Below are 21,020 nucleotides of genomic sequence, written 5' to 3'. Positions count from 1 at the left end.
CATGAGCCGCTTCAGCAAGCCCCTCTCGCTCCGCCCCAATATGGGCGAGGCGCGGATCAGGACGGCGATGGTGCTCGCCGCCGGCCTTGGCAAACGGATGCGCCCGTTGACGGCGACGCGCCCCAAGCCGCTGGTCGAGGTCGCCGGCAAGGCGCTGCTCGATCATGTGCTCGATCATCTGCGCGCGGCCGGCATCCAGCGCGCGGTGGTCAATGTGCATTATCTGGCGGACGCGCTGGAGGCGCATATCAAGCGTAAGTCGTCGCCGGGCATGGAGATCATCATCTCCGACGAGCGCGATCTGCTGCTGGAAACCGGCGGCGGCGTCACCAGGGCCTTGCCGCTGATCGAGGACGATCATTTCCTGGTCGTCAACAGCGACAATCTGTGGGTCGATGGCCCGGTCGATGCGATCCGCCTGCTCGGCCAGCGTTGGGACGATGCGAAGATGGATGCGCTGTTGCTGCTGGTGCCGCAGGCGCGCGCCAACTGCCATTCGGGGCCGGGCGATTTCCATATGGATGCGAATGGGGTGCTGGCGCGGCGGCGGCCGGGCAAGGTCGCGCCCTTCGTCTTCACCGGGGTTCAGCTCGTTTCCCGGCGGCTGTTCGCCGATGCGCCCGAAGGGCCGTTTTCGACCAATATCCTGTGGGATCGAGCGATTGCGGCAGGCCGCGCCTTCGGCGTAGTCCATCAGGGGCTGTGGTTCGATGTCGGTTCCCCGCCCGCGATCGCGCGGACCGAAGCGCTGCTGGCGACGGAGTGACCGCGGCCCCGGCTCCCGCCGTCTTCACCATCCCGCCGCATCGCGGCTTCGCCGACGCGCTCGCCGCCGGGCTGATCGCGCGCCATGGCGGCGATCCGCTGGAACTGGCGCGCGGCATCATCCTGCTGCCCAACAACCGCGCCGTCCGCGCGATGACCGACGCGTTCGTGCGTCGGGCAGAAGGGGGCCTGCTACTGCCCCGGCTGGTCGCGATCGGCGATCCCGAGCTGGGCGAGAAGCTGGCGGGCCTGCTCGACCCCGCCGATAGCGATCCCGTGCCGCCCGCGATCGAGCCGATGGAGCGGCTGATGATCCTGGCGCGGCTCGTGGCCGACGTCCGCGCTGCCGCCGGCGATCCTGCGCCCACGGCCGAGGCGGTGCGGCTGGCGGCCGAACTCGCCCGGACGCTCGACCAGCTTCTGGTCGAGGAGATCGCGCCGGGGCGGCTGGCGCAACTCATCGACCCGGCGGTCGACCCCAATCTTGCGCGCCACTGGCAGACATCGCTGGCGACGTTCGAGACGGTGCTGGCGCGCTGGCCGGCGGAACTCGCCGCCCGTGGGAGGCTGGACGCGACCGATCGCCGCAACCGGCTGATCGATCGGGCCGCGCGGCGTTGGGCCGATGCGCCACCGGCGGCGGGGTTCGTCGTCGCGGCCGGCATGACCACGTCGGCGCCGGCCATCGCGCGGCTGTTGCGCGTGATCGCCACCCTGCCGGGCGGGGCGGTGGTGTTCCCTGGTCTCGACCTGCAGATGCCGCAGGACGCGTGGGATCTGCTCGGCCCGCACGATCCCGATCCCGAAACCGGTCGGCGGCCGCGTGCCATCGAAACCCATCCGCAATTTCATCTGAAGCTGCTGCTCGATCGCATGGGCGTGGGCCGGGGCGAGGTGCAGCTATGGCGGCGTGGTGGCGGCCATGATGCGCCGGCCGCGCGCACCCGCGCGATCGGCCATGCGATGACGCCCGCCGCCTTCACCGGAAGCTGGGCGACGCTGAAACCTGCCGAGCGCCGGCTGACCGGTGTGCGCGGACTCGAACTGGATGGCCCCGCCGAGGAAGCACAGGCCATCGCCATCGCGCTACGACAGGCGATCGAGACGCCGGGGCGGACGGCCGCCTTGGTAACGCCGGATCGGGTGCTGGCGCAGCGCGTGTCCGCCCATCTCCGCCGCTGGGGGATCGAGGCGGACGATTCCGCCGGCCGCCCGCTCAGCGCCACGCCCGCTGGCGGGCTGCTGCTGGCGCTGGCCGAGGCGGCGGCTGAGGGTTTCGCGCCGGTGCCGCTGCTGGCGCTCGTCAAGCATCCGCTGGTGCAAGCGGGCGAACAAAGGCTGGCGTGGTTGGACGGCGCACGCCGGCTCGATCGCGCGCTGCGTGGGCCGCGCCCGGCGGCCGGCCTCTCCGGGACCACGCGCCATTTGCAGGAAGGCGAGGGCCGGGAACGCAAGGTGCGCCTGCCCGCGCTCGAATGGTGGGAGGGAGCAGCGGCGCTGCTCGCGCCGCTGGAGACCGCCTTTGCCGAAAGCGCGACGCCTGCCGCGATGGTGGCGGCCGTGCGCGACGCGGCAACGGCGCTGGGCGGCGATGCGGCCTGGAGCGGACCCGACGGCCGCGCCGCCGCCGACCTGATCGCCGCGCTGGAGGAAGCGCTTGCCGCCGGCCCGCAGAGCGCCACCGCGGACGACATCTATCGCATCCTGCGCCAGTTGATGGAGAGCGAAGCCGTACGGCCGCCGCAAGGCGGGCATCCGCGCATCTCCATCTGGGGGCTGCTCGAAGCGCGGTTGCAGCAGGCCGGGCTCGTCATCCTTGGCGGGTTGAACGAGGGGACATGGCCCGCCGCCCCGTCGCCCGATCCCTGGCTGGCGCCCGCCGCGCGCGCGGCGCTGGGCCTGCCGGGGCTGGAGCGGCGGATCGGCCTTGCGTCCCATGATTTCGCGCAGGCGCTCGGCGCGCCGCACGTGCTGGTGACGCGCGCGCGGCGCGATGCACGGGCACCCGCCATTGCCTCGCGGCTATGGCTGCGGCTGGAGGCGATGACCGGCGGCATCACCCGCGCGCCGCGTTTCAAGGGCTGGGCGCGGGCGCTCGATCGGCCGGCCGGACCGACCACGCCCGCCGATCGTCCCGCGCCAAGCCCGCCCGTCGCCGATCGCCCGAAGAAGATCGCGGTCACCCGGCTCGATCGGCTGAAGGCGGACCCCTTCGCTTTTTATGCCGATGCGATGCTGGGCCTGTCGCGGCTCGACCCGGTGGATGCCGATCCCGGCCCGGCGTGGCGTGGCAGTGCCGTTCACCGCATCTTCGATGCCTGGTTGAAAGAGGATGGCTGCGACCCCGCGACCCTGCTGCCGCGCGCGCGGGCCATGCTCGATGCGACCGCCGCGCACCCCGTGCTGCGCGCGCTGTGGACGCCGCGGCTGATGGAGGCGGTGGATTGGGTCGGTAGGACGGTTGCCGAAAATCGCGCTGACGGGCGCGAGCCGATCGCCGCGGAAATCTATGGCGAGACCGAGTTGGACGGGATCACGCTCTACGGCACCGCCGACCGGATCGACCGGCTAGCTGACGGCAGCCTTGCCATCGTCGATTACAAGACCGGCAAGCCGCCCGGATCGGCACAGGTGGCGGCGGGCTTCGCCATGCAATTGGGTCTGCTCGGCGTGATCGCCGAGATGGGCGGGTTCAAGGATGTGGACGGCGTGCCGGCCGCATTCGAATATTGGTCGCTGGCCGCGAAGGCCGGCGAACTTGGCCACGTCGCCAGCCCCACGACCGGCCGCGCTGCCAAGATCGATCCGGCGGACTTCACCGGCGTCGCCGCGGGCGTTTTCCATGACGCGGCTTTGCGCTGGTTGATCGGGGACGAGCCGTTCGTGGCTAAGCTCCACCCTGAACATGCGCCTTATGCCGATTATGACCAGTTGATGCGGCTCGACGAATGGCAGGGCCGCGATAGCGGGGCGGCGGACTGATGGCCAACCGCCTGAAACCGTTCAGCGAATTGCGCGGCGAACAGCGCATCGCATCGGACCCGCGCGAGCTTGTCTGGCTCTCCGCCTCGGCCGGCACCGGCAAGACGCATGTGCTGAGCGCGCGTGTGCTGCGCCTGCTGCTGAGCGGTGTGCGGCCGGAAACGATTCTCTGCCTCACCTTCACCAAGGCGGGGGCGGCCGAGATGGCCGAGCGCGTTCATGCCCGGCTCGCCTGGTGGGTGCGGCTCGACGAAAATGCGCTGAAGAAGGAATTGTTCGCGCTCGGTGCCGCGCATGATGCCGATGCGGTGGCCGCGGCGCGATCCTTGTTCGCCGCCGTACTCGACGCGCCGGGCGGCGGCCTGCGCATCCAGACGATCCACGCTTTCTGCCAGACCCTGCTGGCGGGCTTTCCCGACGAAGCGGGCCTTGCCCCCGGCTTCCGCCCGCTCGAAGGGCGTGAGGAAGCGGCGCTCGCGCGGCGGACCTTGGGCGACCTCCTCGAACGCGCGGAGCGAGGTGGCGAGCTTGGCCTGATCGCCGACATCCAGGCACTGAGCCGGCGGTTGGGCGAGGGGGAGGCCGAAAGCTATCTCGTCGCCTGCGCTCGCGCGCCCGAGGAAATGGAGGCGCTGGGGCCGGGCATCGCCGCCAAGGTGCGCACCGCGCTCGATGTGCCGCTGGGCGATGTCGAGGCGATCATCGCGGAACGATGCGGCGATGCCTTGTTCGATGTGGCGGCGGTGTTAGCGATCTCCCGCGCGAATGCGGCGTGGGGCACGGCGACAGGGTTGAAGGCGGCCGATGTCTGCGCGGCATTTCTGGCCGCCGCGCCCGCATCACGCGCGGCGATGCTGGATGATCTGGCCGGGCTGGTGCTCACCAAGACGGGCGAACCGCGCAAGGCGTCTGCCAAGCTGGTCGGTGCGGAGCCAGCTTATGAAGCGTTCGCGGCGCGTGTGGCAGAGGCCTGCTCCGCATTGACGGGCCTGCGGCTGCGTGCCGCGCTCGCCGATCTGCTCGCCGCCGGCTTGCGGGCAGGGCAGGCTTATGCGCGCGCTTACGTCGATGCCAAGCGCGTCGCCGGCGTCGTCGATTTCGACGATCTGATCCGCTCGACCGTCCGCTTGCTCCAGACCGAGCACATGGGCGATTGGGTGCGCTACAAGCTCGATCAGGCGATCGACCATATCCTGGTGGACGAGGCGCAGGACACCAATGTCGATCAATGGGCGATCGTCGCTGCCCTCGCCGGAGAGTTCTTTGCGGGTGCCGGCGCGCGGCATCCGGCGCATCGCACGATCTTCACCGTCGGCGATTTCAAGCAGGCGATCTTCGGCTTTCAGGGGACGGACCCCGCGGCATTCCTTGCCGCCGCGCAGGTTTTCGACGTCCGGGCGCGTGATGCACAGCGGGAGTTCTTGCAACTCTCGCTCGATCGCTCCTTCCGGTCGACGCCGCCGGTGCTGGAACTGGTTGACCGGCTGATCGCAGACCTCGGCCACGATGCGATGGGCCTGGCCGAGCCGCCGCCGCGCCATGTGAGCGCCAAGGAAGGGCGGCTGGGCGCCGTCACGCTCTGGCCGCCGATTGCCGCCGGCACGACGGACGATGCGGATGCCGAGGAAGGCTGGATCGACGACGCCACCCGCGCCTTCGCCACCAAGCTCGCGAAACAAGTCCGCGCGTGGATGGACGATCCCTTCTGGGTCGATGGGCGCGGACGCCCGTTCCGGCCGGAGGATCTGCTGATCCTGGTGCGCAAGCGCGGCGATCTGGCGGCTTTGATCGTCGCCCGCCTCCACGCCGAAGGCGTGCCGGTGGCGGGCGTCGATCGCCTGCGGCTGACCGCGCCGCTCGCCGTGCGTGATCTGCTGGCGACCGTCCGCTTCGTCCTCCAACCCGAGGATGACCTTAACCTTGCGGGGCTGCTGGTTTCGCCGCTGATCGGGCTTTCGCAGGACGATCTTTATGCGATCGGCTTCGGCCGGAAGGCGAGTCTGTGGCAGGCGCTGCGCATGCATGGCGGCTTCGCCGAGGCGCGCGATGCGCTCGCCGGGCTGCTGGCGATGGCGGACCTGACGACGCCCTATCGTTTCCTCGAAACCATCGTGTCGGGTGCGATGGACGGCCGGCGCCGGTTGCTCGCGCGGCTGGGGCAGGAGGCGCGCGATCCGATCGAGGAACTGCTCAACGCCGCGCTCCAGTTCGAAAGTGACAGCACGCCCTCGCTCCAGCGCTTCATCGACTGGTTCGATCGCGGCGATGTGGATATCAAGCGCGATCCCTCCGCGCCGCTCGATGCCGTGCGGGTGATGACGGTGCATGGATCGAAGGGGCTGCAGGCGCCGGTCGTCGTGTTGGCAGATGCCACGGGCGATCCCTCCGCATCGCCGGTGCGCGGGCTCGACTGGACGATCGAGGAGGGGGTGTCCGTCCCCGTCTTCCGCCCGCGCAAGGCCGAACTCGCCGGCGGCGGGCTGGTCGACGATATCGAGCGCGCCCGCCGCCGCGATCTCGAAGAGCATTGGCGGCTGCTCTATGTGGCCGCGACGCGGGCCGAGGAGCGGCTGGTGATCGGTGGCGCGCTGGGGCCGAAGGCGCGGGGCGTGCCGCCCGAAGCGAGCTGGTATCGCGCGATCCGCGGCGCGATGGACGCGCTGGGCGCGGCTGCGGAACCCGACGACCATTGGGGCGAGGCGCATCATCATCGCGGCGGCACCGCACGGGGTGCGTCAGCGCGGCAACCGCGCGCGGCCATCCCCTTCGCCGAGCCGAACTGGCTGCGCGTCGCCGCACCTGTTGAGGCGCGTCCGCCGCGTCCGCTCGCGCCCTCGTCGCTCGGCGTCGACGCCGTTGCCGATCCGCCGCCGACGCCGGCGATGCTGGAGGCCGCGCGGCGTGGCACTTTGCTCCACGCGCTGTTCGAGCGCCTGCCTGCGGTCGCCCCCGACCGGCGCGAGGCGACTGCGCTCGCCTGGCTCGAACATTCGGCGGGCGTGGCGGATGCGGCCGTCCGCACTGCGCTCGCGGCCGATGCCTGCGCGATCATCGCCGACCCTGTCTTCGCCGATCTGTTCGGCCCGCAGGCGCTGGCCGAAGCTCCCATCGCCGCGGTGGTGGAGGGCGCCGTCGTCGCCGGCACCGTCGATCGCCTGTTGGTCACCGACACCGCCGTCCGCATCGTCGATTTCAAGACCGGCCGCCGCGTTCCCGCCGGGCTGGGCCAGGTGCCCGATCATCATCTGCGGCAGATGGCGGCCTATGCCGCGGCGCTGGCGGTGATCTTTCCGGGCCGTTCGGTGGACGCCGCCTTGCTTTATACCGCCGGCCCCAGCCTGATCGTGCTGCCGGAAGATATGCTCCGCGCGCACAAGCCTAACTTGACAGGCTAGGAGCAAATCCTGCCTTTCGGCCGTTGAGCCGGACGAGGGCGCTGCCTACATCGTTCCGGAACACCAAGGAGTTTGCCATCATGGCCACCAAGACAGTTACCGACGCTTCGTTCCACGACGATGTCATCACCGCCGACGGCCCCGTGCTGGTCGATTTCTGGGCGGAATGGTGCGGCCCCTGCAAGATGATCGGGCCGTCGCTGGAGGAGTTGTCGGTCGAACTGGGCGAGAAGGTCACGATCGCCAAGCTCAACATCGACGACAATCCCGATGCTCCCGGCAAATATGGCGTGCGCGGCATCCCGACCATGATCCTGTTCAAGAACGGATCGCCCGCCGCCACCAAGGTCGGCGCCGCGCCCAAGAGCGCGCTCAAGGGCTGGCTGGAAAGCGAACTGTAAGCCGCATATCCCGGCGTCTGCGGAAGGCGCGGCGCCGGACCTTTTCGACTTATCCACAAGAAAATCACGGTCCAGCAGCGTGGGGAAGGTAACCGCTTTCCCCAGCCATCTTTTCCGATTGAATCGGGTTCAGCGTCGAACTAGCCGATAGGGCAGGGGCGCCGGGGGGCGCTCCTTTCTTTAGGGGGACGTCTGATAATGATTGGAATGCGTTTGGGCGCGGTGTTGACCGCCGCGCTGCTGCTGTCTGCGTGCGCCACCGTGACTCGCGGAACCAAGCAATCCTACGCGATCACTTCGAAGCCGGAAGGTGCCGCCGTCACGCTTACCACCGGCGAAACCTGCGTTACGCCCTGCAAGCTTAAGCTGAAGCGCAAGAACGAGTTCACCGCCCGCCTCACCAAGGAAGGCTATGAGCCGGCCGAGGCGAAGGTAGAGAGCAAGTTCAGCGGCGGCGGCGGTGCTGCTGCGGCGGGCAACATTCTGATCGGCGGCGTCATCGGCGCCGTGGTCGATGGCACCAACGGCTCGCTCAACAGCCTGTTTCCGAGCTCGCTCGATGTCGAGATGAAGCCGGTGGCGGTTGCCGCGGCGGAAGCCCCGGTCGCGGCCGTGGCCACTGAACAGCCGTCGACGACAGAACCGACGACGCAACAGCCGACGGCCGAAGCTCAGGCGCCGGCGCCGACGGGCTCGCCGAACTGATCGGTTGGCCGCCTCATGGCAGGCGGCTTGCTTTCGGGGCGGGGCTATGGCCAATAAAGGTCATGCTCCGCCTCTTTCTTTTTACGACTTTTCTGATGCTTGCGCCCGCCGCTCAGGCTCAGGCGATCCGCACCGTCAGTGAAAAATCGAGCTTCCAGATCGCGCTGGAAGGCAAGTTGCCGGTGATGGTGCTGTTCCAGGGCAAGAATTGCGCGGCCTGTCGCGCGGTCGAACAATGGATCGACCAACTATCGGGCGAACTGGACGGCAAGATCGATGTGGTCAGCCTCGACGTGGACGAAAATCCCTACACCAAGCAGGAATTCGGCGTCGAAGGCACGCCGACCCTGCTGATGTTCAAGGATGGCGAGCAGACCGGCGGCATGGTCGGCGCCACCGCGCGCGAGGATCTGCGCGCCTTCATCGCCAGGAGTGCGAAGATCACGCTCTGACATTCAACTCAGCGGAATCATCACCTGCGTCGCATAGCCGGGCCGAACCTTCAGCCGCTCATACCAATCGCCGACATGCGGCAACACCGGGCGTTCGATAGCGAGTGAAAACCAGGAGTAGGCATAGACGCCCATCGGGATGTCGCCGATGCCGAAGCTGTCGCCCGATAGCCAGGACTGCCGTGATAAGGCTTCGTCCAGGATCGCCATCATCTTCGCGCATTCGGCCGCCGATCGGGCGATGGCATCCGCGTCCCGCTGGTCAGCAGCGCGGCGAACGAGGTTCAGGAACGCGTCGCGCTGGGCGTCGGCATAGCTGAACTGCCAGTCCATCCACTTGTCCGCCTGCGCGCGGGCCGCCGGATCGGCCGGCCACAGCGCATCACCGCCGTGGCGCGCCGCCAGATAGCGCAGGATCGCGTTCGATTCCCACAGCAGCACATCGCCATCCTCGATCGTCGGGATCAGCGCATTGGGGTTCTTGGCGAGATAGGCGTCCGGCATGCCGAAGGCGCCGCCGACATCGTGGCGGACATAAGGAAGGCCGATTTCCTCGGCCAGCCAGACGACCTTCTTCACATTGTGCGAATTGAGCCGGCCCCAGACCGTCAGCATCGCGTCAGCTCCGATAGTCGGCGTTGATCGCAATATAGCCGTGGGTGAGGTCGCAGGTCCAAACCGTTGCGCGGCCTTCGCCCAGGCCGAGTTCGACGCCGATCTCGATCTCCTGGCCCTTCAGGTGAGCGGCGACAGGGGCCTCGTCATAGCCTTCCACCGCCAGGCCATCGCGTGCCACCTGCGTCGCGCCGAAACGGATCGCAAGCTTGTCGCGCTCGGCCGGTTCGCCCGCCTTGCCGACGGCCATGACGACGCGGCCCCAATTGGCGTCCTCGCCGGCGATCGCGGTCTTCACCAGCGGCGAATTGGCGATCGACAGGGCGATCGTCCGGGCGCTTTCGTCGGACACCGCACCTTCGACCGTGATGCCGATAAACTTCGACGCACCCTCGCCATCGCGGACAACGAGTTGGGCGAGTTGGGTGCAGAGATCGGTCAGCGCCGCCTGGAACGCATCCGCCCCGGCATCGTCGAACGATGTCAGGGGGGCGTTGCCCGCCTTGCCCGTCGCGAAGGCGAGAACCGTGTCCGACGTCGAGGTGTCGCCATCGACAGTGATGCAGGAGAAGCTGCGATTGTTGGCATGGGACAGCATAGTTTGCAGGAAGGCCGGCTCCACCGCCACGTCGGTGAAGATGAAACCCAGCATCGTCGCCATGTCCGGCGCGATCATGCCCGAGCCCTTGATGATGCCGACAATCTCCACCGTTTGGCCGCCGACCACGGCCTTCACGACGGCTGCCTTGGGGAAGGTGTCGGTGGTCATGATCGTCGCGGCGGCCTCCTCCCATGAGGCTTCCGGTGCCGCGAGCGCAGCTTCAACGCCGGTCTCGGCCTTGTCGATCGGCAGCGGCACGCCGATCACCCCGGTCGAGGCGACGAACACGTCAGAAGGCTCACAACTCATTGCACCCGCCACCTTGGCGGCGATCGCTTCCACCGCGGCACGCCCGCGATGGCCGGTGAAGGCGTTGCTGTTGCCGGCATTCACCACCAGCGCGCGGGCGCGGCCGAGCGGCAGCGCAGCGCGGCACCATTCCACCTCGGGCGAGGGGCAGAGGCTCTTGGTCGTGACGCCCGCGACCGCGGTGCCCTCGTCGAGCGCGACAAAGGTCAGGTCGCAACGATCCCACGCCTTGTATCGCGCGCGGGCCACCGCCGGGCGAACACCGGCAATCCTGGGCAGATCGGGGAAGGCGGCGGGGGCGAGGGGCGACTTTTCCATGGCCGGCGGATTAGCAATATTGCGTGACGGGTCAACGAAGTTGGGGCCGGGGACGATGATGATCACGACCCGCGGGCCGCCTACTCGACAATCCGCCTTAGCCGCCGTGCCTGACGTTCATGTCTGATCGCCGCCTCGCGCAGCCGGCGGGCAATGTCTGCATCGTCGCTCGCGGCGGCCTTGAGGCGCGCTATGCGAGCGAGTTGATCATAATAAATGGCGTCGCGAATCTCTTCCACTGTTCGCAGCCTAGCATGTAACGCTTGGTGTCGACCGCAAGTTAGGGGCCGGACGCTCGAACATTTTGTTTGATGGCTTCAACCATGATCTTGGCGTCAGGTGGCGGCCGGCTTACGAAAGCTCGATGGACGATCTTTTTGCCCATCAGCCGGTTTGCAACCGATCGCTATCGCGTGCCGATTTCGCCGTATGGGCTGGCAAGCCCCAATACCTGATCGACTGCGAGTTGGAGGAGGCCGATCTTTCCGGGCTCGACCTTTCGAACTGGACGTTCGAACGCTGCAGCTTCCGACGCGCGGACCTTGGCAACGCGATACTGGAAATGACCCTTTGGCAATCCTGCCGCGGGCCCTTTGCCAATTTCAGCAGCAGCCTTCTCGAGGGTGCGCGATTCGTCTCCAGCGACTTCAACAATGCGGTCTTCAGGCGGGCCAATCTCTCCACGACGCAATTTCACGGCTGCAAGCTGACGGGTGCCGATCTTTCGGATGCGAAAGGCATGGACACGGGCTTTGAGGAAACCTTGCTCATCAACGCCAGGTTGAACCGGCATTCGTTTCGCAACAAGACGTTGCGCCGAATCGATTTCTCGCAGGCCGATTTGCGTGACTGCGATTTCCGATCGACGACCTTCGATGAGTGCCTGCTGCGTGAAGCGATCATAACGGGCGCACGCTTCGCTGGCGCCGATCTTCGCGGCGCCGATCTTGGCGGACTCAGATTGAGCGACGCCAGTGTCTTCCGCGGCGCGGCCATCTCCCGCGATCAGGCCGGTCAACTCCTCTCGGAATTTGGCCTGCAAATTCTCTGATCATCAAGCCGATTCTGCTCGGCGAAGCCACCATGGCAGCTACTGTTGCATCGCTGTCGCCCTGTCCTACATCGCTTCGCAATGGTAATCAGAAGGGACGGTTTTCTGCCGCTCCGGGCTCTTTCCCCGCGTCCGATCATCACTTTGCAGAGAGATTGAAGAATGCGTTGGCAATCCTCAACTTCCTCAACTTCGGCATCTCTGCGCGCATCGGCCCGTGGTCCGTTCGATTTCGGTTGGACGGACGGCGCCCGAGCACCTATGTGAAACGCCTCGCAATACCGGGATCGTCCTTGCAACTGCTTTTGTTCCTTTCCGCGCTGCTGAGCGGCCTGACCGGGGTGATCTCCGGCGACCGCGTGGCTGCGCCGTCGAGCCTGGAGCGCGCGAGCGCCGAGGCTGCGGTGGCGGCGGAGGAACTGGCTGAGGCGGTTGCGCAGGCGTCGCTCGTGCCGTTCGTCCGGCCTGCACCCATCATGATGGCGTCCGCGCCGCACTTCGCGGTCGCGGCTGCGCCGCTGGCGGACATCCGCCGCATCAGCGAGCGCCGGCTCGAATAAGCCTTTTCGCGCGTAGCCAGGCCTTGGCCGGGGCTGCCGCCGATCATGCGCCGTGAAGGCGCCACGGGACCGGGCTGCCGGCTCCGCATCTACCCCAATATAACGAACAGGATAGCCCCATGCTCGGCGCCATCGCCAAGGCCATTTTCGGATCGTCCAACGATCGCTACGTCAAGTCGCTGCGCGGCATCGTCAACAAGATCAACGCGCTCGAACCGCAGATGCAGGCGCTCGACGATGAAGCGCTGAAGAATCAGACGCAGGTGCTGAAAGGCCGGCTCGCCGCGGGCGAGACGCTGGACGACATTCTGCCCGAAGCTTTCGCGACCGTACGCGAAGCGGCGACGCGCGTGCTCGGCCAGCGCCATTATGACGTGCAGATGATCGGCGGCATCGTCCTTCACCGCGGCGAAATCGCCGAGATGCGGACGGGCGAGGGCAAGACGCTGGTGGCTACGCTCGCCACCTATCTGAACGCGCTCGACGGCAAGGGCGTCCATGTCGTTACCGTCAACGACTATCTGGCCAGCCGCGACGCTGGTTGGATGGGCCAGGTCTATCGCTTCCTCGGCCTGACGGTGGGCGTGATCGTGCCCAATATCAGCGATGTGCAGCGCCGCGACGCTTATGCGGCGGACATCACTTACGGCACGAACAACGAGTTCGGCTTCGATTATCTGCGCGACAACATGAAGTATGAGCGCGCGATGATGGTGCAACGGCCCTTCGCCTACGCCATCGTCGATGAAGTGGATTCGATCCTGATCGACGAGGCCCGCACCCCGCTCATCATATCCGGCCCTACCGACGACAAGTCGGAACTGTACGTCGCCGTCGACGCGATCGTGACGCAGGTGGTGCCCGAGGATTATGAACTCGACGAGAAGCAGAAGTCGGTCACGCTGACCGAGGACGGCACCGAACGGATCGAGCGGCTGCTGGAAGGTGCGGGCCTGCTGGAAGGCGCTAACCTCTACGACATCGAGAACACCCAGGTCGTCCATCACCTCAATCAGGCGATGCGCGCGAACATCGTGTTCAAGCGCGACACCGACTATATCGTCAAGGACGGCAAGGTCGTCATCATCGACGAGTTCACCGGCCGCATGATGGACGGCCGCCGCTGGTCGGACGGCCTGCACCAGGCGGTCGAAGCCAAGGAAAAGGTGAAGATCGAGCCGGAGAACCAGACGCTCGCTTCGATCACCTTCCAAAACTATTTCCGCATGTATCCGAAGCTCGGCGGCATGACGGGCACTGCTGCCACCGAGGCGGGCGAGTTCTACCAGATCTACAAGATGAACGTCGTTTCGATCCCGACCAACGTGGTGGTCAAGCGGATCGACCAGGACGATGAATTCTACAAGAATATCACCGACAAGTTCGGCGCGATCGCTAAGGCGATCCGCGAGGCGGCCGAGCGTGGCCAGCCGGTGCTGGTCGGCACCGTCTCGATCGAGAAATCGGAACTGCTGTCCGAATATCTCCACAAGGAAGGCGTTGCCCATAATGTGCTGAACGCCCGCTATCACGAGCAGGAAGCGCATATCGTGGCGCAGGCCGGCCGGCTGAAGGCGGTGACGATCGCGACCAACATGGCGGGCCGCGGCACCGACATTCAGCTTGGCGGCAATCTCGAATTCCGGATGGCGGACGAGCATTCGCAGCTTGAGGAAGGCACGCCCGAATATGATGCGAAGGCGGAGCAGATCCGCGCCGAGATCGTGGTCGAAAAGCAGGCGGTGCTCGATGCCGGCGGCCTGTTCGTGCTCGGCACCGAACGGCATGAAAGCCGCCGCATTGACAACCAGCTTCGTGGCCGCTCGGGCCGTCAGGGCGATCCGGGTCTGAGCCGCTTCTACCTCAGCCTCGACGACGATCTGCTGCGCATCTTTGGCCCGCAGACGATGTTCGCCAAGATGATGAACAAGAACCTCGCCGATGGTGAGGCCATCGTTTCGCCCTGGATTTCCAAGGCGATCGAAACCGCGCAGAAGAAGGTCGAGGCGCGCAATTACGACATCCGCAAACAGGTCGTCGAATATGACGACGTGATGAACGACCAGCGCAAGGTCGTGTACGAGCAGCGCGCGGACATCATGGATGCCGAGACGGTGGACGATGTCGTCGCCGACATGCGCGCGGGGACGGTGAACGCCGTCGTCGCCGATGCCTGCCCGCCCAACTCCTATCCCGAGCAATGGGATGCGGCGGCGCTCAAGGAGCGGACCGCGATGCTGCTCGGCCTTGAGCCGCCGATCGACGATTGGGTGAAGGAAGAGGGCGTCGACCCCGAACTCATCGAAGAGCGGCTGCAGGCACTTTCGGAAGATCGCATTGCGGAGCGTTTCGCACCGGTCGAGGCCGATACCCGGCGTAGTGTCGAAAAGAGCGTGCTTCTCCAGTCGCTCGACCATCATTGGAAGGAGCATCTGTCGACGCTCGATGCGCTCCGCGCCGTGATCCACCTGCGCGCTTATGCGCAGAAGACGCCGATCAACGAATATAAGCAGGAAGCCTTCGCTCTGTTCGAGCGCATGCTGGTCGCGATCCGTGAGGATGTGACGCGAATGCTGAGCAACATCCAATTCGGCGCGCCGCCGGAACTGCCGCCGATGCCGGAAATCTTCACCAGCCATATCGACCCGTTGACGGGCGAGGATGACACCAGCGATTTCGACGGGAATCCGCTGGGATTGGTCACGACTCGGCTGGCGCCGCTGCAGTTCGCCACGGCCGCCGCGGCCGATGGCCTGGGCGACGATCCCGCCGAATGGGAAGGCAAGATCAGCCGCAATGCGCCCTGCCCGTGCGGCTCCGGCGAGAAATACAAGCACTGTCACGGTGCGCTCTGACACGGTGACCGATCGACAGGGCTGCCCCTGATCCGGGCAGCCCTGCCTCTATTTCGGGCAAATGCTGCGTTGCAGCGTGGGTTGACGCTACGGAATGCATGGGCTGGCAGTGCATTGCTGCGATGCGGTATATGCTCAATCTACGGGCAATTGATGCGTAGAATAAGGGAGCGATTGTTACGCATATGCGTACCACAATGGCGGTATATGATGATGTCATCACGTGACACCGCTATCAGTTGCAAAGGTTGCAATCGGAAACGCGTGTTTTGCACTTGCGTAAATCTGTTCGCAGGTGCAAAACGATCCTGCCTTTCAGGCATCCTCTCCTAAGACTTTCAAGGCCGGTCCTTCGGGATCGGCCCTTTTTTGTCTTCAGAAATCGAGCGCGAGCACCGCGAAGGTCGCCAGCCAATGCTCGCCCATATAATCGCCCGCGACATGGGGCAGGGCTGCTGAGAGATGGTCGGCAGCGGCATCCAGCATCACTGTGCGGCGCGGATCGCCTTCAGGCATTGCCAGAGCCAGGCTGCGCCAGCACCAGGCCCGGCTGAAGTTCACGCCGTCGAGATGCGCGATCTTCCCGTCGCTGCGATCGCTGACATGGGCAGGGGTGAACAGCGTCCGGGGCCGCCGATCGGCAATGTCCGGCAAGAATGCATCGAACCAGCCGCGAAACAGCTCCGGCGGCTGCGTGCGGCGCATGCACTCCGCCTCCATCAGCGTGGGCGAGAGAAATTCATCACCGCCGGGTTCCCATGCCTGCGCGCCCTGATCCGCAGCGAACCAGTCGCGCGCCCGGTCCGCGATCAGATCGCGAAGCGCGGCGTCGGCGGTGGCGTCGGCATAATCGCTTGCCAGGCGCAGCGCGAAGGCGGTGTTGAAATGGGTGCCGGTGCGGATCGGATAGGTCAGCGTCGGCAGATGGGCGCGGAAGCGATGGGCAAAGGCATCGGCTAGAGGTGTCAGCGCATCGGCCCAGCGTTGCGCATCCAGCCCATCGCTGAGGCGTAATTCCGCGGCCAGCATCAATAGCCAGGCCCAGCCGTAGGGTCGCTCGAAGGTGCCGCTCAACGGGCGATCGAGATAGGCGCGCTCGGCCTCGACCTTTGCTGGGGTGAAGGCGTCATCGAACAGGGACGCGATGCGCCGGGCCTGCGGGAGATCGGGGAAGCGACGGAGAAGCCGGGCGAGCAGCCAATAGCCGTGGACGCAGCTATGCCAGTCATAGCTGCCATAGAAGATGGGATGCAGCGCACGCGGCCCCAACGCGGCCTGCGGCCCATCGAGGACATGATCGAGCTTGTTCGGATATTCGCGGGTGACATGGCCCAGCGCGATCTCGGCAAAGCGGCCGGCGATGTCGATGGTAAGGGACGGCGGACTCATTTCGGATAGACCATCAACGCCATCAACGCGGTGTTGAACAGCAGCAGCAGTAAGGCCGTAGGCGCCTGCACCTTGATGACGGCGTTGCGATCCGGCAGCTCCAGGATGGCAGCGGGCACGATATTATAATTGGCCGCCATCGGCGTAAGCAGTGTGCCGCAGAAGCCGGACAGCATGCCGACCGCGGACATGATCACGGGATCGCCGCCGAACTGGCCGACGATGATCGGCAGGCCGATGCCCGCGGTCATCACCGGGAACGCGGCGAAGGCATTGCCCATGATGATCGTGAACAGCGCCATGCCGACGGTATAGACGACGACCGCGATCAGCGGCAGCGACATCGGCATATTTTCGGTCGCGAGGCGCGCCACGACCTCGCCGACGCCAGCCAGCGCGAACACGCCGCCGAGGGCCGCCAGCATCTGCGGCAGCACGATGGCCCAGCCGACCGCGTCGGCGAGGCGGCGTCCCTCGCTCGCCGGGGCGCCGACGGGTGGTTTCAGCAGCAGCATCGCCAGCGCGAGGCCAATCAGCGCGCCAGCGGCGAGACCGGCGAGCGTTACCTGTTTGGGATCGATCAGCGCATGGCCGGCGATCGTGCCGTCCTTCATCGCCAGCGATACGCCCAGCGTTACAGCCGGAATGGCGAGGGCCGGGATGAAGAGGCGGTTGCGGAGCAGGGTGGCGCTGGCCTCGCGCTGCTCGGGGCTTGTCGTGGCGGGTGACGCGCCGGGCTTGAGGCCCATGGCGGCGAGCCCGGCCATGACGAGCACCAGCATCCCGACGGCAAGATCGGAGAGCTGCGATCCGACGAGGAACACGGCGGCAAAACAGCCCCAGAAACCGGCGCTGCGCCAGCGTGCGGCATCGGTGCGGTGGAAGATGTGGCCCAGCGCGAAGGTGCCGAACATCAGGCCGACCAGGAGATAGAGCTGATCGAGCCCGATCATTTGGCGCCTCCTGCCGTGGCGCGGAGCCGGCGATCGAACAGCAGCAGCCGCGTGCCATGGATGCAGAAGGCCGCGATCGCGGTGGGGATCGCCCACACGGCGAGCTGAAGCGGCTGGACGAGGATGCCATATTGTTCGAGCACGCCGCGGATCAGCAGGATCGAGCCGATGGCGATGAACACATCCTCCCCGAAGAATAGCGCGATATTGTCCGTAGCGGCGGAGTGGGCACGGACATGGTTGCGGGTGGCGTCGTCGATGTCACCGCCCCGTTCCGCGGCGGCTTCTGCCATGGGCGCGACCAGGGGGCGGACCATCTGGACATGGCCGCCGAGCGAGGTGAGGCCGAGCGCGGCGGTGATCTGGCGGACGGCGAAATAGGTGATCAGCACCCGCCCGACGGTGGCGCCGTGGAGCTGCGCGATCAGGCTGCGGGCGCGTTCGCGGATGCCGGCGCGTTCGATCAGGCCGATGACGGGCAGGACGAGCCAGGCGACGGCGATGAAGCGGTTATCGCGGAACGCCTTGCCGATCGCGGCGATGGCCGCCAGCGGGTCCAGTCCGGCGGCAAGCGCAGTGACGATCCCGGCGACGGTGACGACGAGCAGCGGATTGAAGCGGAGGGCAAAGCCCAGGATGACGACGGCGATGCCGGAGAGGACGAGCATGGCGCATGTTAGCGCCGAGACAATGCAGGGAAAGGCCGAAAGCGTTGCGCGCTGCGGCCTATTCGGCGGCATCCTCGCAATGATCGAGCTGCTGGAGCAACGACCAATAATCCTCTGCGCTCAACGGCGCTTCGAGCTCGAGCCCCGAGCGGAACGAATCCTGCCACACGAAGCGCGCGGGCATCTTGCGGCCGGGCAGCGGTTCCAGCTGGATATCGCAGTCATCGGACAGGGAAGCGAGGCTGTCGATCACGATGCCGTGGCGGGAAATGTTGCAAATCGTGGCTGCCATCGGCGGCGCGCCGGCAACATGAAGAATTACATGTGCCCTGATGTCGTGACGAGGGCTTCGTCTGGTCGATTCATCCATGACTATTGTCCTGTTCGCCCTCTCATTTCATTACCGTGATCGCAGATGATGATGAAATTCGCGTAAATCACGCCGATCTTTTCCTCGCCGTTTCGTTTCGATGCGGCAGCGAGCCAGATGCACGTTTCCGGAATCGGCAAATCGCTCTACAGCGCCGGCAATTACCGACAGCGAGGCGACGGCCGATGACGATCGAGACGATTTCCACCAACCGCGCCTTCGGTGGCGTCCAGGGCGTCTATCGCCACGCTTCGGCGGAAACCGGCACGGACATGACCTTTTCCGTATTCGTGCCGCCGCAGGCCGAGGCGGGAAAGAAGCTGCCCGTGGTCTGGTATCTTTCGGGCCTGACCTGCACCCACGCCAATGTTACCGAAAAAGGCGAGTTCCGCCGCGCCTGCGCCGAGCTGGGGCTGATCTTCGTTGCGCCCGACACCAGCCCGCGGGGCGAGGGCGTGCCGGACGATGCCGAAGGCGCCTATGATTTCGGCCTGGGCGCGGGCTTCTATGTCGATGCGACCGAGGCGCCCTTTGCTGCCAACTACCGGATGCGCAGCTATATCGAGCGGGAATTGCCGGCACTGATCGCCGAGCATTTTCCGGCTGACATGGAGCGGCAGGGCATTACCGGCCACTCGATGGGCGGCCACGGCGCGCTGACGATCGCGCTGCGCAACCCCGGCCGCTATCGCAGCGTCTCCGCCTTCGCGCCGATCGTCTCGCCGCTGCGTTGTCCGTGGGGGGAGAAGGCGCTGACCGGCTATGTCGGCGCCGATCGCGCCGGCTGGCGGCAATATGATGCGACCGCATTGATCGAGGATGGCGCACGGCTGCCCGAACTGCTGGTCGATCAGGGTGAGGCCGACAATTTCCTGGAAGGCCAGTTGAAGCCGCAATTGCTGGCCGAAGCCTGCGCCGCGGCAGACATCCCGCTGACGCTGAGGATGCAGCCGGGCTATGACCACAGCTATTATTTCATCTCGACCTTCATGGAAGATCATCTGCGCTGGCACGCAGAACGGCTCGGCTGAGGCGAAGTTGAGGAAGTTGAGGGTTGTGAGCGCATTTTTCGACTTCCCGTGAAGGGGGGCCGGCTGCGAAAGCACATATGGGTTGAGAAAGAGCCGGAAGCCGAGGAAATCCCTGACTTCTGGCGTGTTATAGCATCGGCCGCGCCTTGTAGGACAGCAGTCGCGTATCTGGCGCGTCGCGGTGGCCGGGGTGTGCGATCGTGTGACCCGGATGTGATCTTTGTGTGACCTTGCTGTCGCGCGGGTGTGGTTTGAGTGGGGACTTAGCTTGAAACAGTCGATCCTGATGGCGGTTGCAGCGATGACCGGGGTGCTCATGGCAGGCAACGCCGACGCCCAGACGGCGGCTGTTCCGCCGGAGTTTGCGCGGGCAATCCCGCTCGGCACCGGCGTCGTGCCCAATCCCAACGGTCCGGAAATGTGGTTCGGCACGCCGGGCAATCTGGGCGTGCGCAACACCACCGAAGCATCGCTGGTGCCGGTGTTGCCCGATCCCGCCAAGGCGACGGGCAGCGCGATGGTGGTGGCGCCCGGCGGCGGGCTGATGTCGCTTTCCTGGGATGCGGAAGGGATGAAGGTCGCCCGCGCCCTGGCCGACCGTGGCATCGCGGCCTTCGTGCTGAAATATCGGTTGGACCCTACCCCGCGCGACGCTGCGGCGTTCACCAGATTTGCCGCGGCGCGGATGAGCAACTGGATCAGCAAGCCCGCCGAAGGCCTGCGGATCACGCCGCAACCCTATTCCATCGCCGATGGGACGGCGGCGCTGAAGCTGGTGCGTCGGCGCGCCGGGGAGTGGCGGATCGATCCGGCGCGGGTGGGGATGATCGGTTTCTCGTCGGGATCGCGCATCACCTTGCGGATCACGGTGGATGCTCCGCTCGCGGATCGCCCGGCGCTGACGGCGCTCGTCTATCCACCGATGGAGAGCGTTTTCGTGCCCGTGGATGCGCCGCCCCTGTTCGTGGCGATGGCGGTCGACGATCCGCTGTCGGGCCGGGCCGGATACGACCTGATCGAAAGCTGGATCGCGGCGCGGCGCCCGATCGAATTCCACGCCTATCAGCGCGGCGGCCACGGCTTCGCGACGGGCATCCCCGGTACGACCACGGAAGGTTGGATCGAGGGGCTGGTGCGCTGGCTGGAGATGAACGGGTTCGGAAAGAGGAAGTGAGGTAAGGGGCGGGGCAGTCGATCAGGCGGCCGTGACGGAGAAGGGCGGCAAGAGATCCTGACTGTCAGGACACGCGGACTTTGCGGACATCCATCCCCCTTTCCGTCACCCCGGACTTGTTCCGGGGTCCACCGCCCGGCTGGGCGCATTGCTAACGGTTCAGGTCTTGGCAGCGTCGCCTGATTCTAGATGCAGCGCCGGTACTCGATCATCAATGCCAGTGCGTGCGTAACGGTGGACCCCGGAACAAGTCCGGGGTGACGAAAAGGTGGTGTCCACTTCCCCGACTTTTCAGCCGCGTCGCGCTCCTGATGGGCTTCCCGAAATCAGACGTTCATTCATGGTCGGGATATATTTCCGGCCAATGCCCCGCCCGTCAGGCTGACGAAGGACTTGCCGGCATCGTAGGAAATGCCGCTGGTCCCA

The 21,020-nt window shown here is 66.1% G+C and carries 17 protein-coding genes; 11 read left to right on the top strand and 6 right to left on the bottom strand.

Going from position 1 to position 21,020, the window contains the following annotated elements; genetic code table 11:
• Position 1 precedes the first annotated feature (1 nt).
• The 6 genes from ACFB49_RS09540 to ACFB49_RS09515 all read left to right on the top strand — a co-directional run bounded on the left by ACFB49_RS09540 (position 2) and on the right by ACFB49_RS09515 (position 8,700).
• Positions 2–766 (top strand): nucleotidyltransferase family protein, encoded by a 765-nt coding sequence (locus tag ACFB49_RS09540; RefSeq protein WP_380878843.1) that lies wholly within the window; start codon positions 2–4, stop codon positions 764–766.
• Entirely contained in the window at positions 763–3,747 is a 2,985-nt protein-coding gene (gene addB / locus ACFB49_RS09535) for a double-strand break repair protein AddB (RefSeq protein WP_380878841.1), read from the top strand. Before ACFB49_RS09540 ends, addB begins: the two co-directional genes overlap by 4 nt.
• A complete protein-coding gene (gene addA, locus ACFB49_RS09530) occupies positions 3,747–7,142 on the top strand; it encodes a double-strand break repair helicase AddA (RefSeq protein ID WP_380878839.1) in 3,396 nt (1,131 codons plus the stop codon). Before addB ends, addA begins: the two co-directional genes overlap by 1 nt.
• Positions 7,143–7,222: 80 nt before the next feature.
• A complete protein-coding gene (gene trxA, locus ACFB49_RS09525; protein WP_380878837.1) occupies positions 7,223–7,543 on the top strand; it encodes a thioredoxin TrxA in 321 nt (106 codons plus the stop codon).
• A 198-nt stretch (positions 7,544–7,741) separates the two neighbouring features.
• Positions 7,742–8,248, top strand: coding sequence for a PEGA domain-containing protein (locus tag ACFB49_RS09520; protein ID WP_380878835.1), 507 nt, complete (start codon positions 7,742–7,744; stop codon positions 8,246–8,248).
• Between the two features lie 95 nt (positions 8,249–8,343).
• Positions 8,344–8,700: a thioredoxin family protein gene (locus ACFB49_RS09515; RefSeq protein WP_380878833.1), complete on the top strand. Its 357-nt coding sequence runs from the start codon at positions 8,344–8,346 to the stop codon at positions 8,698–8,700.
• A 3-nt stretch (positions 8,701–8,703) separates the two neighbouring features.
• Here the strand turns inward: ACFB49_RS09515 and ACFB49_RS09510 are convergent, their stop codons facing one another.
• Together ACFB49_RS09510 and argJ are read right to left on the bottom strand one after the other, a co-directional pair.
• Positions 8,704–9,315 (bottom strand): glutathione S-transferase family protein, encoded by a 612-nt coding sequence (locus ACFB49_RS09510; protein WP_380878831.1) that lies wholly within the window; start codon positions 9,313–9,315, stop codon positions 8,704–8,706.
• Between the two features lie 4 nt (positions 9,316–9,319).
• Positions 9,320–10,543 carry a bifunctional glutamate N-acetyltransferase/amino-acid acetyltransferase ArgJ gene (argJ, locus tag ACFB49_RS09505; RefSeq protein ID WP_380879907.1) on the bottom strand — a complete coding sequence of 408 codons (1,224 nt, stop codon included), beginning with the start codon at positions 10,541–10,543 and terminating at the stop codon, positions 9,320–9,322.
• Between the two features lie 364 nt (positions 10,544–10,907).
• On the opposite strand from argJ, the gene ACFB49_RS09500 reads away from it, so the two are divergent.
• The 3 genes from ACFB49_RS09500 (at position 10,908) to secA (ending at position 15,009) form a co-directional block, all read left to right on the top strand.
• On the top strand, positions 10,908–11,594 hold the full coding sequence (locus tag ACFB49_RS09500; protein ID WP_380878828.1) for a pentapeptide repeat-containing protein: 687 nt from the start codon (positions 10,908–10,910) through the stop codon (positions 11,592–11,594).
• Between the two features lie 167 nt (positions 11,595–11,761).
• Entirely contained in the window at positions 11,762–12,154 is a 393-nt protein-coding gene (locus ACFB49_RS09495) for a hypothetical protein (protein WP_380878826.1), read from the top strand.
• Between the two features lie 119 nt (positions 12,155–12,273).
• Complete coding sequence (secA, locus tag ACFB49_RS09490) at positions 12,274–15,009, top strand: preprotein translocase subunit SecA (protein WP_380878824.1); 2,736 nt, start codon at positions 12,274–12,276, stop codon at positions 15,007–15,009.
• A 375-nt stretch (positions 15,010–15,384) separates the two neighbouring features.
• On the opposite strand, the gene ACFB49_RS09485 is transcribed toward secA, so the two are convergent.
• The 4 genes from ACFB49_RS09485 to ACFB49_RS09470 are packed head-to-tail and all read right to left on the bottom strand — an operon-like array spanning position 15,385 to position 18,311.
• Positions 15,385–16,398: a DUF2891 domain-containing protein gene (locus ACFB49_RS09485; protein WP_380878822.1), complete on the bottom strand. Its 1,014-nt coding sequence runs from the start codon at positions 16,396–16,398 to the stop codon at positions 15,385–15,387.
• Complete coding sequence (locus ACFB49_RS09480) at positions 16,395–17,351, bottom strand: DUF979 domain-containing protein (protein WP_380878820.1); 957 nt, start codon at positions 17,349–17,351, stop codon at positions 16,395–16,397. The genes ACFB49_RS09485 and ACFB49_RS09480 overlap by 4 nt, the downstream gene beginning before the upstream one ends.
• Positions 17,348–18,019, bottom strand: coding sequence for a DUF969 domain-containing protein (locus tag ACFB49_RS09475; protein ID WP_380878818.1), 672 nt, complete (start codon positions 18,017–18,019; stop codon positions 17,348–17,350). Before ACFB49_RS09475 ends, ACFB49_RS09480 begins: the two co-directional genes overlap by 4 nt.
• Positions 18,020–18,077: 58 nt before the next feature.
• Positions 18,078–18,311 (bottom strand): PilZ domain-containing protein, encoded by a 234-nt coding sequence (locus tag ACFB49_RS09470; protein ID WP_380878816.1) that lies wholly within the window; start codon positions 18,309–18,311, stop codon positions 18,078–18,080.
• A gap of 263 nt (positions 18,312–18,574) precedes the next feature.
• On the opposite strand from ACFB49_RS09470, the gene fghA reads away from it, so the two are divergent.
• Positions 18,575–19,420: an S-formylglutathione hydrolase gene (gene fghA, locus ACFB49_RS09465; protein WP_380878814.1), complete on the top strand. Its 846-nt coding sequence runs from the start codon at positions 18,575–18,577 to the stop codon at positions 19,418–19,420.
• A 268-nt stretch (positions 19,421–19,688) separates the two neighbouring features.
• Entirely contained in the window at positions 19,689–20,594 is a 906-nt protein-coding gene (locus ACFB49_RS09460) for an alpha/beta hydrolase (RefSeq protein ID WP_380878812.1), read from the top strand.
• Positions 20,595–21,020 lie beyond the last annotated feature (426 nt).

Source organism: Sphingomonas sp. DBB INV C78, assembly GCF_042693015.1.
Taxonomy (GTDB): Bacteria; Pseudomonadota; Alphaproteobacteria; order Sphingomonadales; family Sphingomonadaceae; genus Sphingomonas_E.
This window is presented reverse-complemented; position numbering and strand designations above follow the sequence as displayed.

Bases quoted from the DNA above. Each gene is read 5' to 3' on its own strand.
- ACFB49_RS09540 (WP_380878843.1), top strand. From the start codon at position 2: ATGAGCCGCTTCAGCAAGCCCCTCTCGCTCCGCCCCAATATGGGCGAG.
- addA (WP_380878839.1), top strand. From the start codon at position 3,747: ATGGCCAACCGCCTGAAACCGTTCAGCGAATTGCGCGGCGAACAGCGC.
- trxA (WP_380878837.1), top strand. From the start codon at position 7,223: ATGGCCACCAAGACAGTTACCGACGCTTCGTTCCACGACGATGTCATC.
- ACFB49_RS09520 (WP_380878835.1), top strand. From the start codon at position 7,742: ATGATTGGAATGCGTTTGGGCGCGGTGTTGACCGCCGCGCTGCTGCTG.
- ACFB49_RS09515 (WP_380878833.1), top strand. From the start codon at position 8,344: ATGCTTGCGCCCGCCGCTCAGGCTCAGGCGATCCGCACCGTCAGTGAA.
- ACFB49_RS09510 (WP_380878831.1), bottom strand. From the start codon at position 9,315: ATGCTGACGGTCTGGGGCCGGCTCAATTCGCACAATGTGAAGAAGGTC.
- argJ (WP_380879907.1), bottom strand. From the start codon at position 10,543: ATGGAAAAGTCGCCCCTCGCCCCCGCCGCCTTCCCCGATCTGCCCAGG.
- ACFB49_RS09500 (WP_380878828.1), top strand. From the start codon at position 10,908: ATGGACGATCTTTTTGCCCATCAGCCGGTTTGCAACCGATCGCTATCG.
- secA (WP_380878824.1), top strand. From the start codon at position 12,274: ATGCTCGGCGCCATCGCCAAGGCCATTTTCGGATCGTCCAACGATCGC.
- ACFB49_RS09485 (WP_380878822.1), bottom strand. From the start codon at position 16,398: ATGAGTCCGCCGTCCCTTACCATCGACATCGCCGGCCGCTTTGCCGAG.
- ACFB49_RS09480 (WP_380878820.1), bottom strand. From the start codon at position 17,351: ATGATCGGGCTCGATCAGCTCTATCTCCTGGTCGGCCTGATGTTCGGC.
- ACFB49_RS09475 (WP_380878818.1), bottom strand. From the start codon at position 18,019: ATGCTCGTCCTCTCCGGCATCGCCGTCGTCATCCTGGGCTTTGCCCTC.
- ACFB49_RS09470 (WP_380878816.1), bottom strand. From the start codon at position 18,311: ATGGCAGCCACGATTTGCAACATTTCCCGCCACGGCATCGTGATCGAC.
- fghA (WP_380878814.1), top strand. From the start codon at position 18,575: ATGACGATCGAGACGATTTCCACCAACCGCGCCTTCGGTGGCGTCCAG.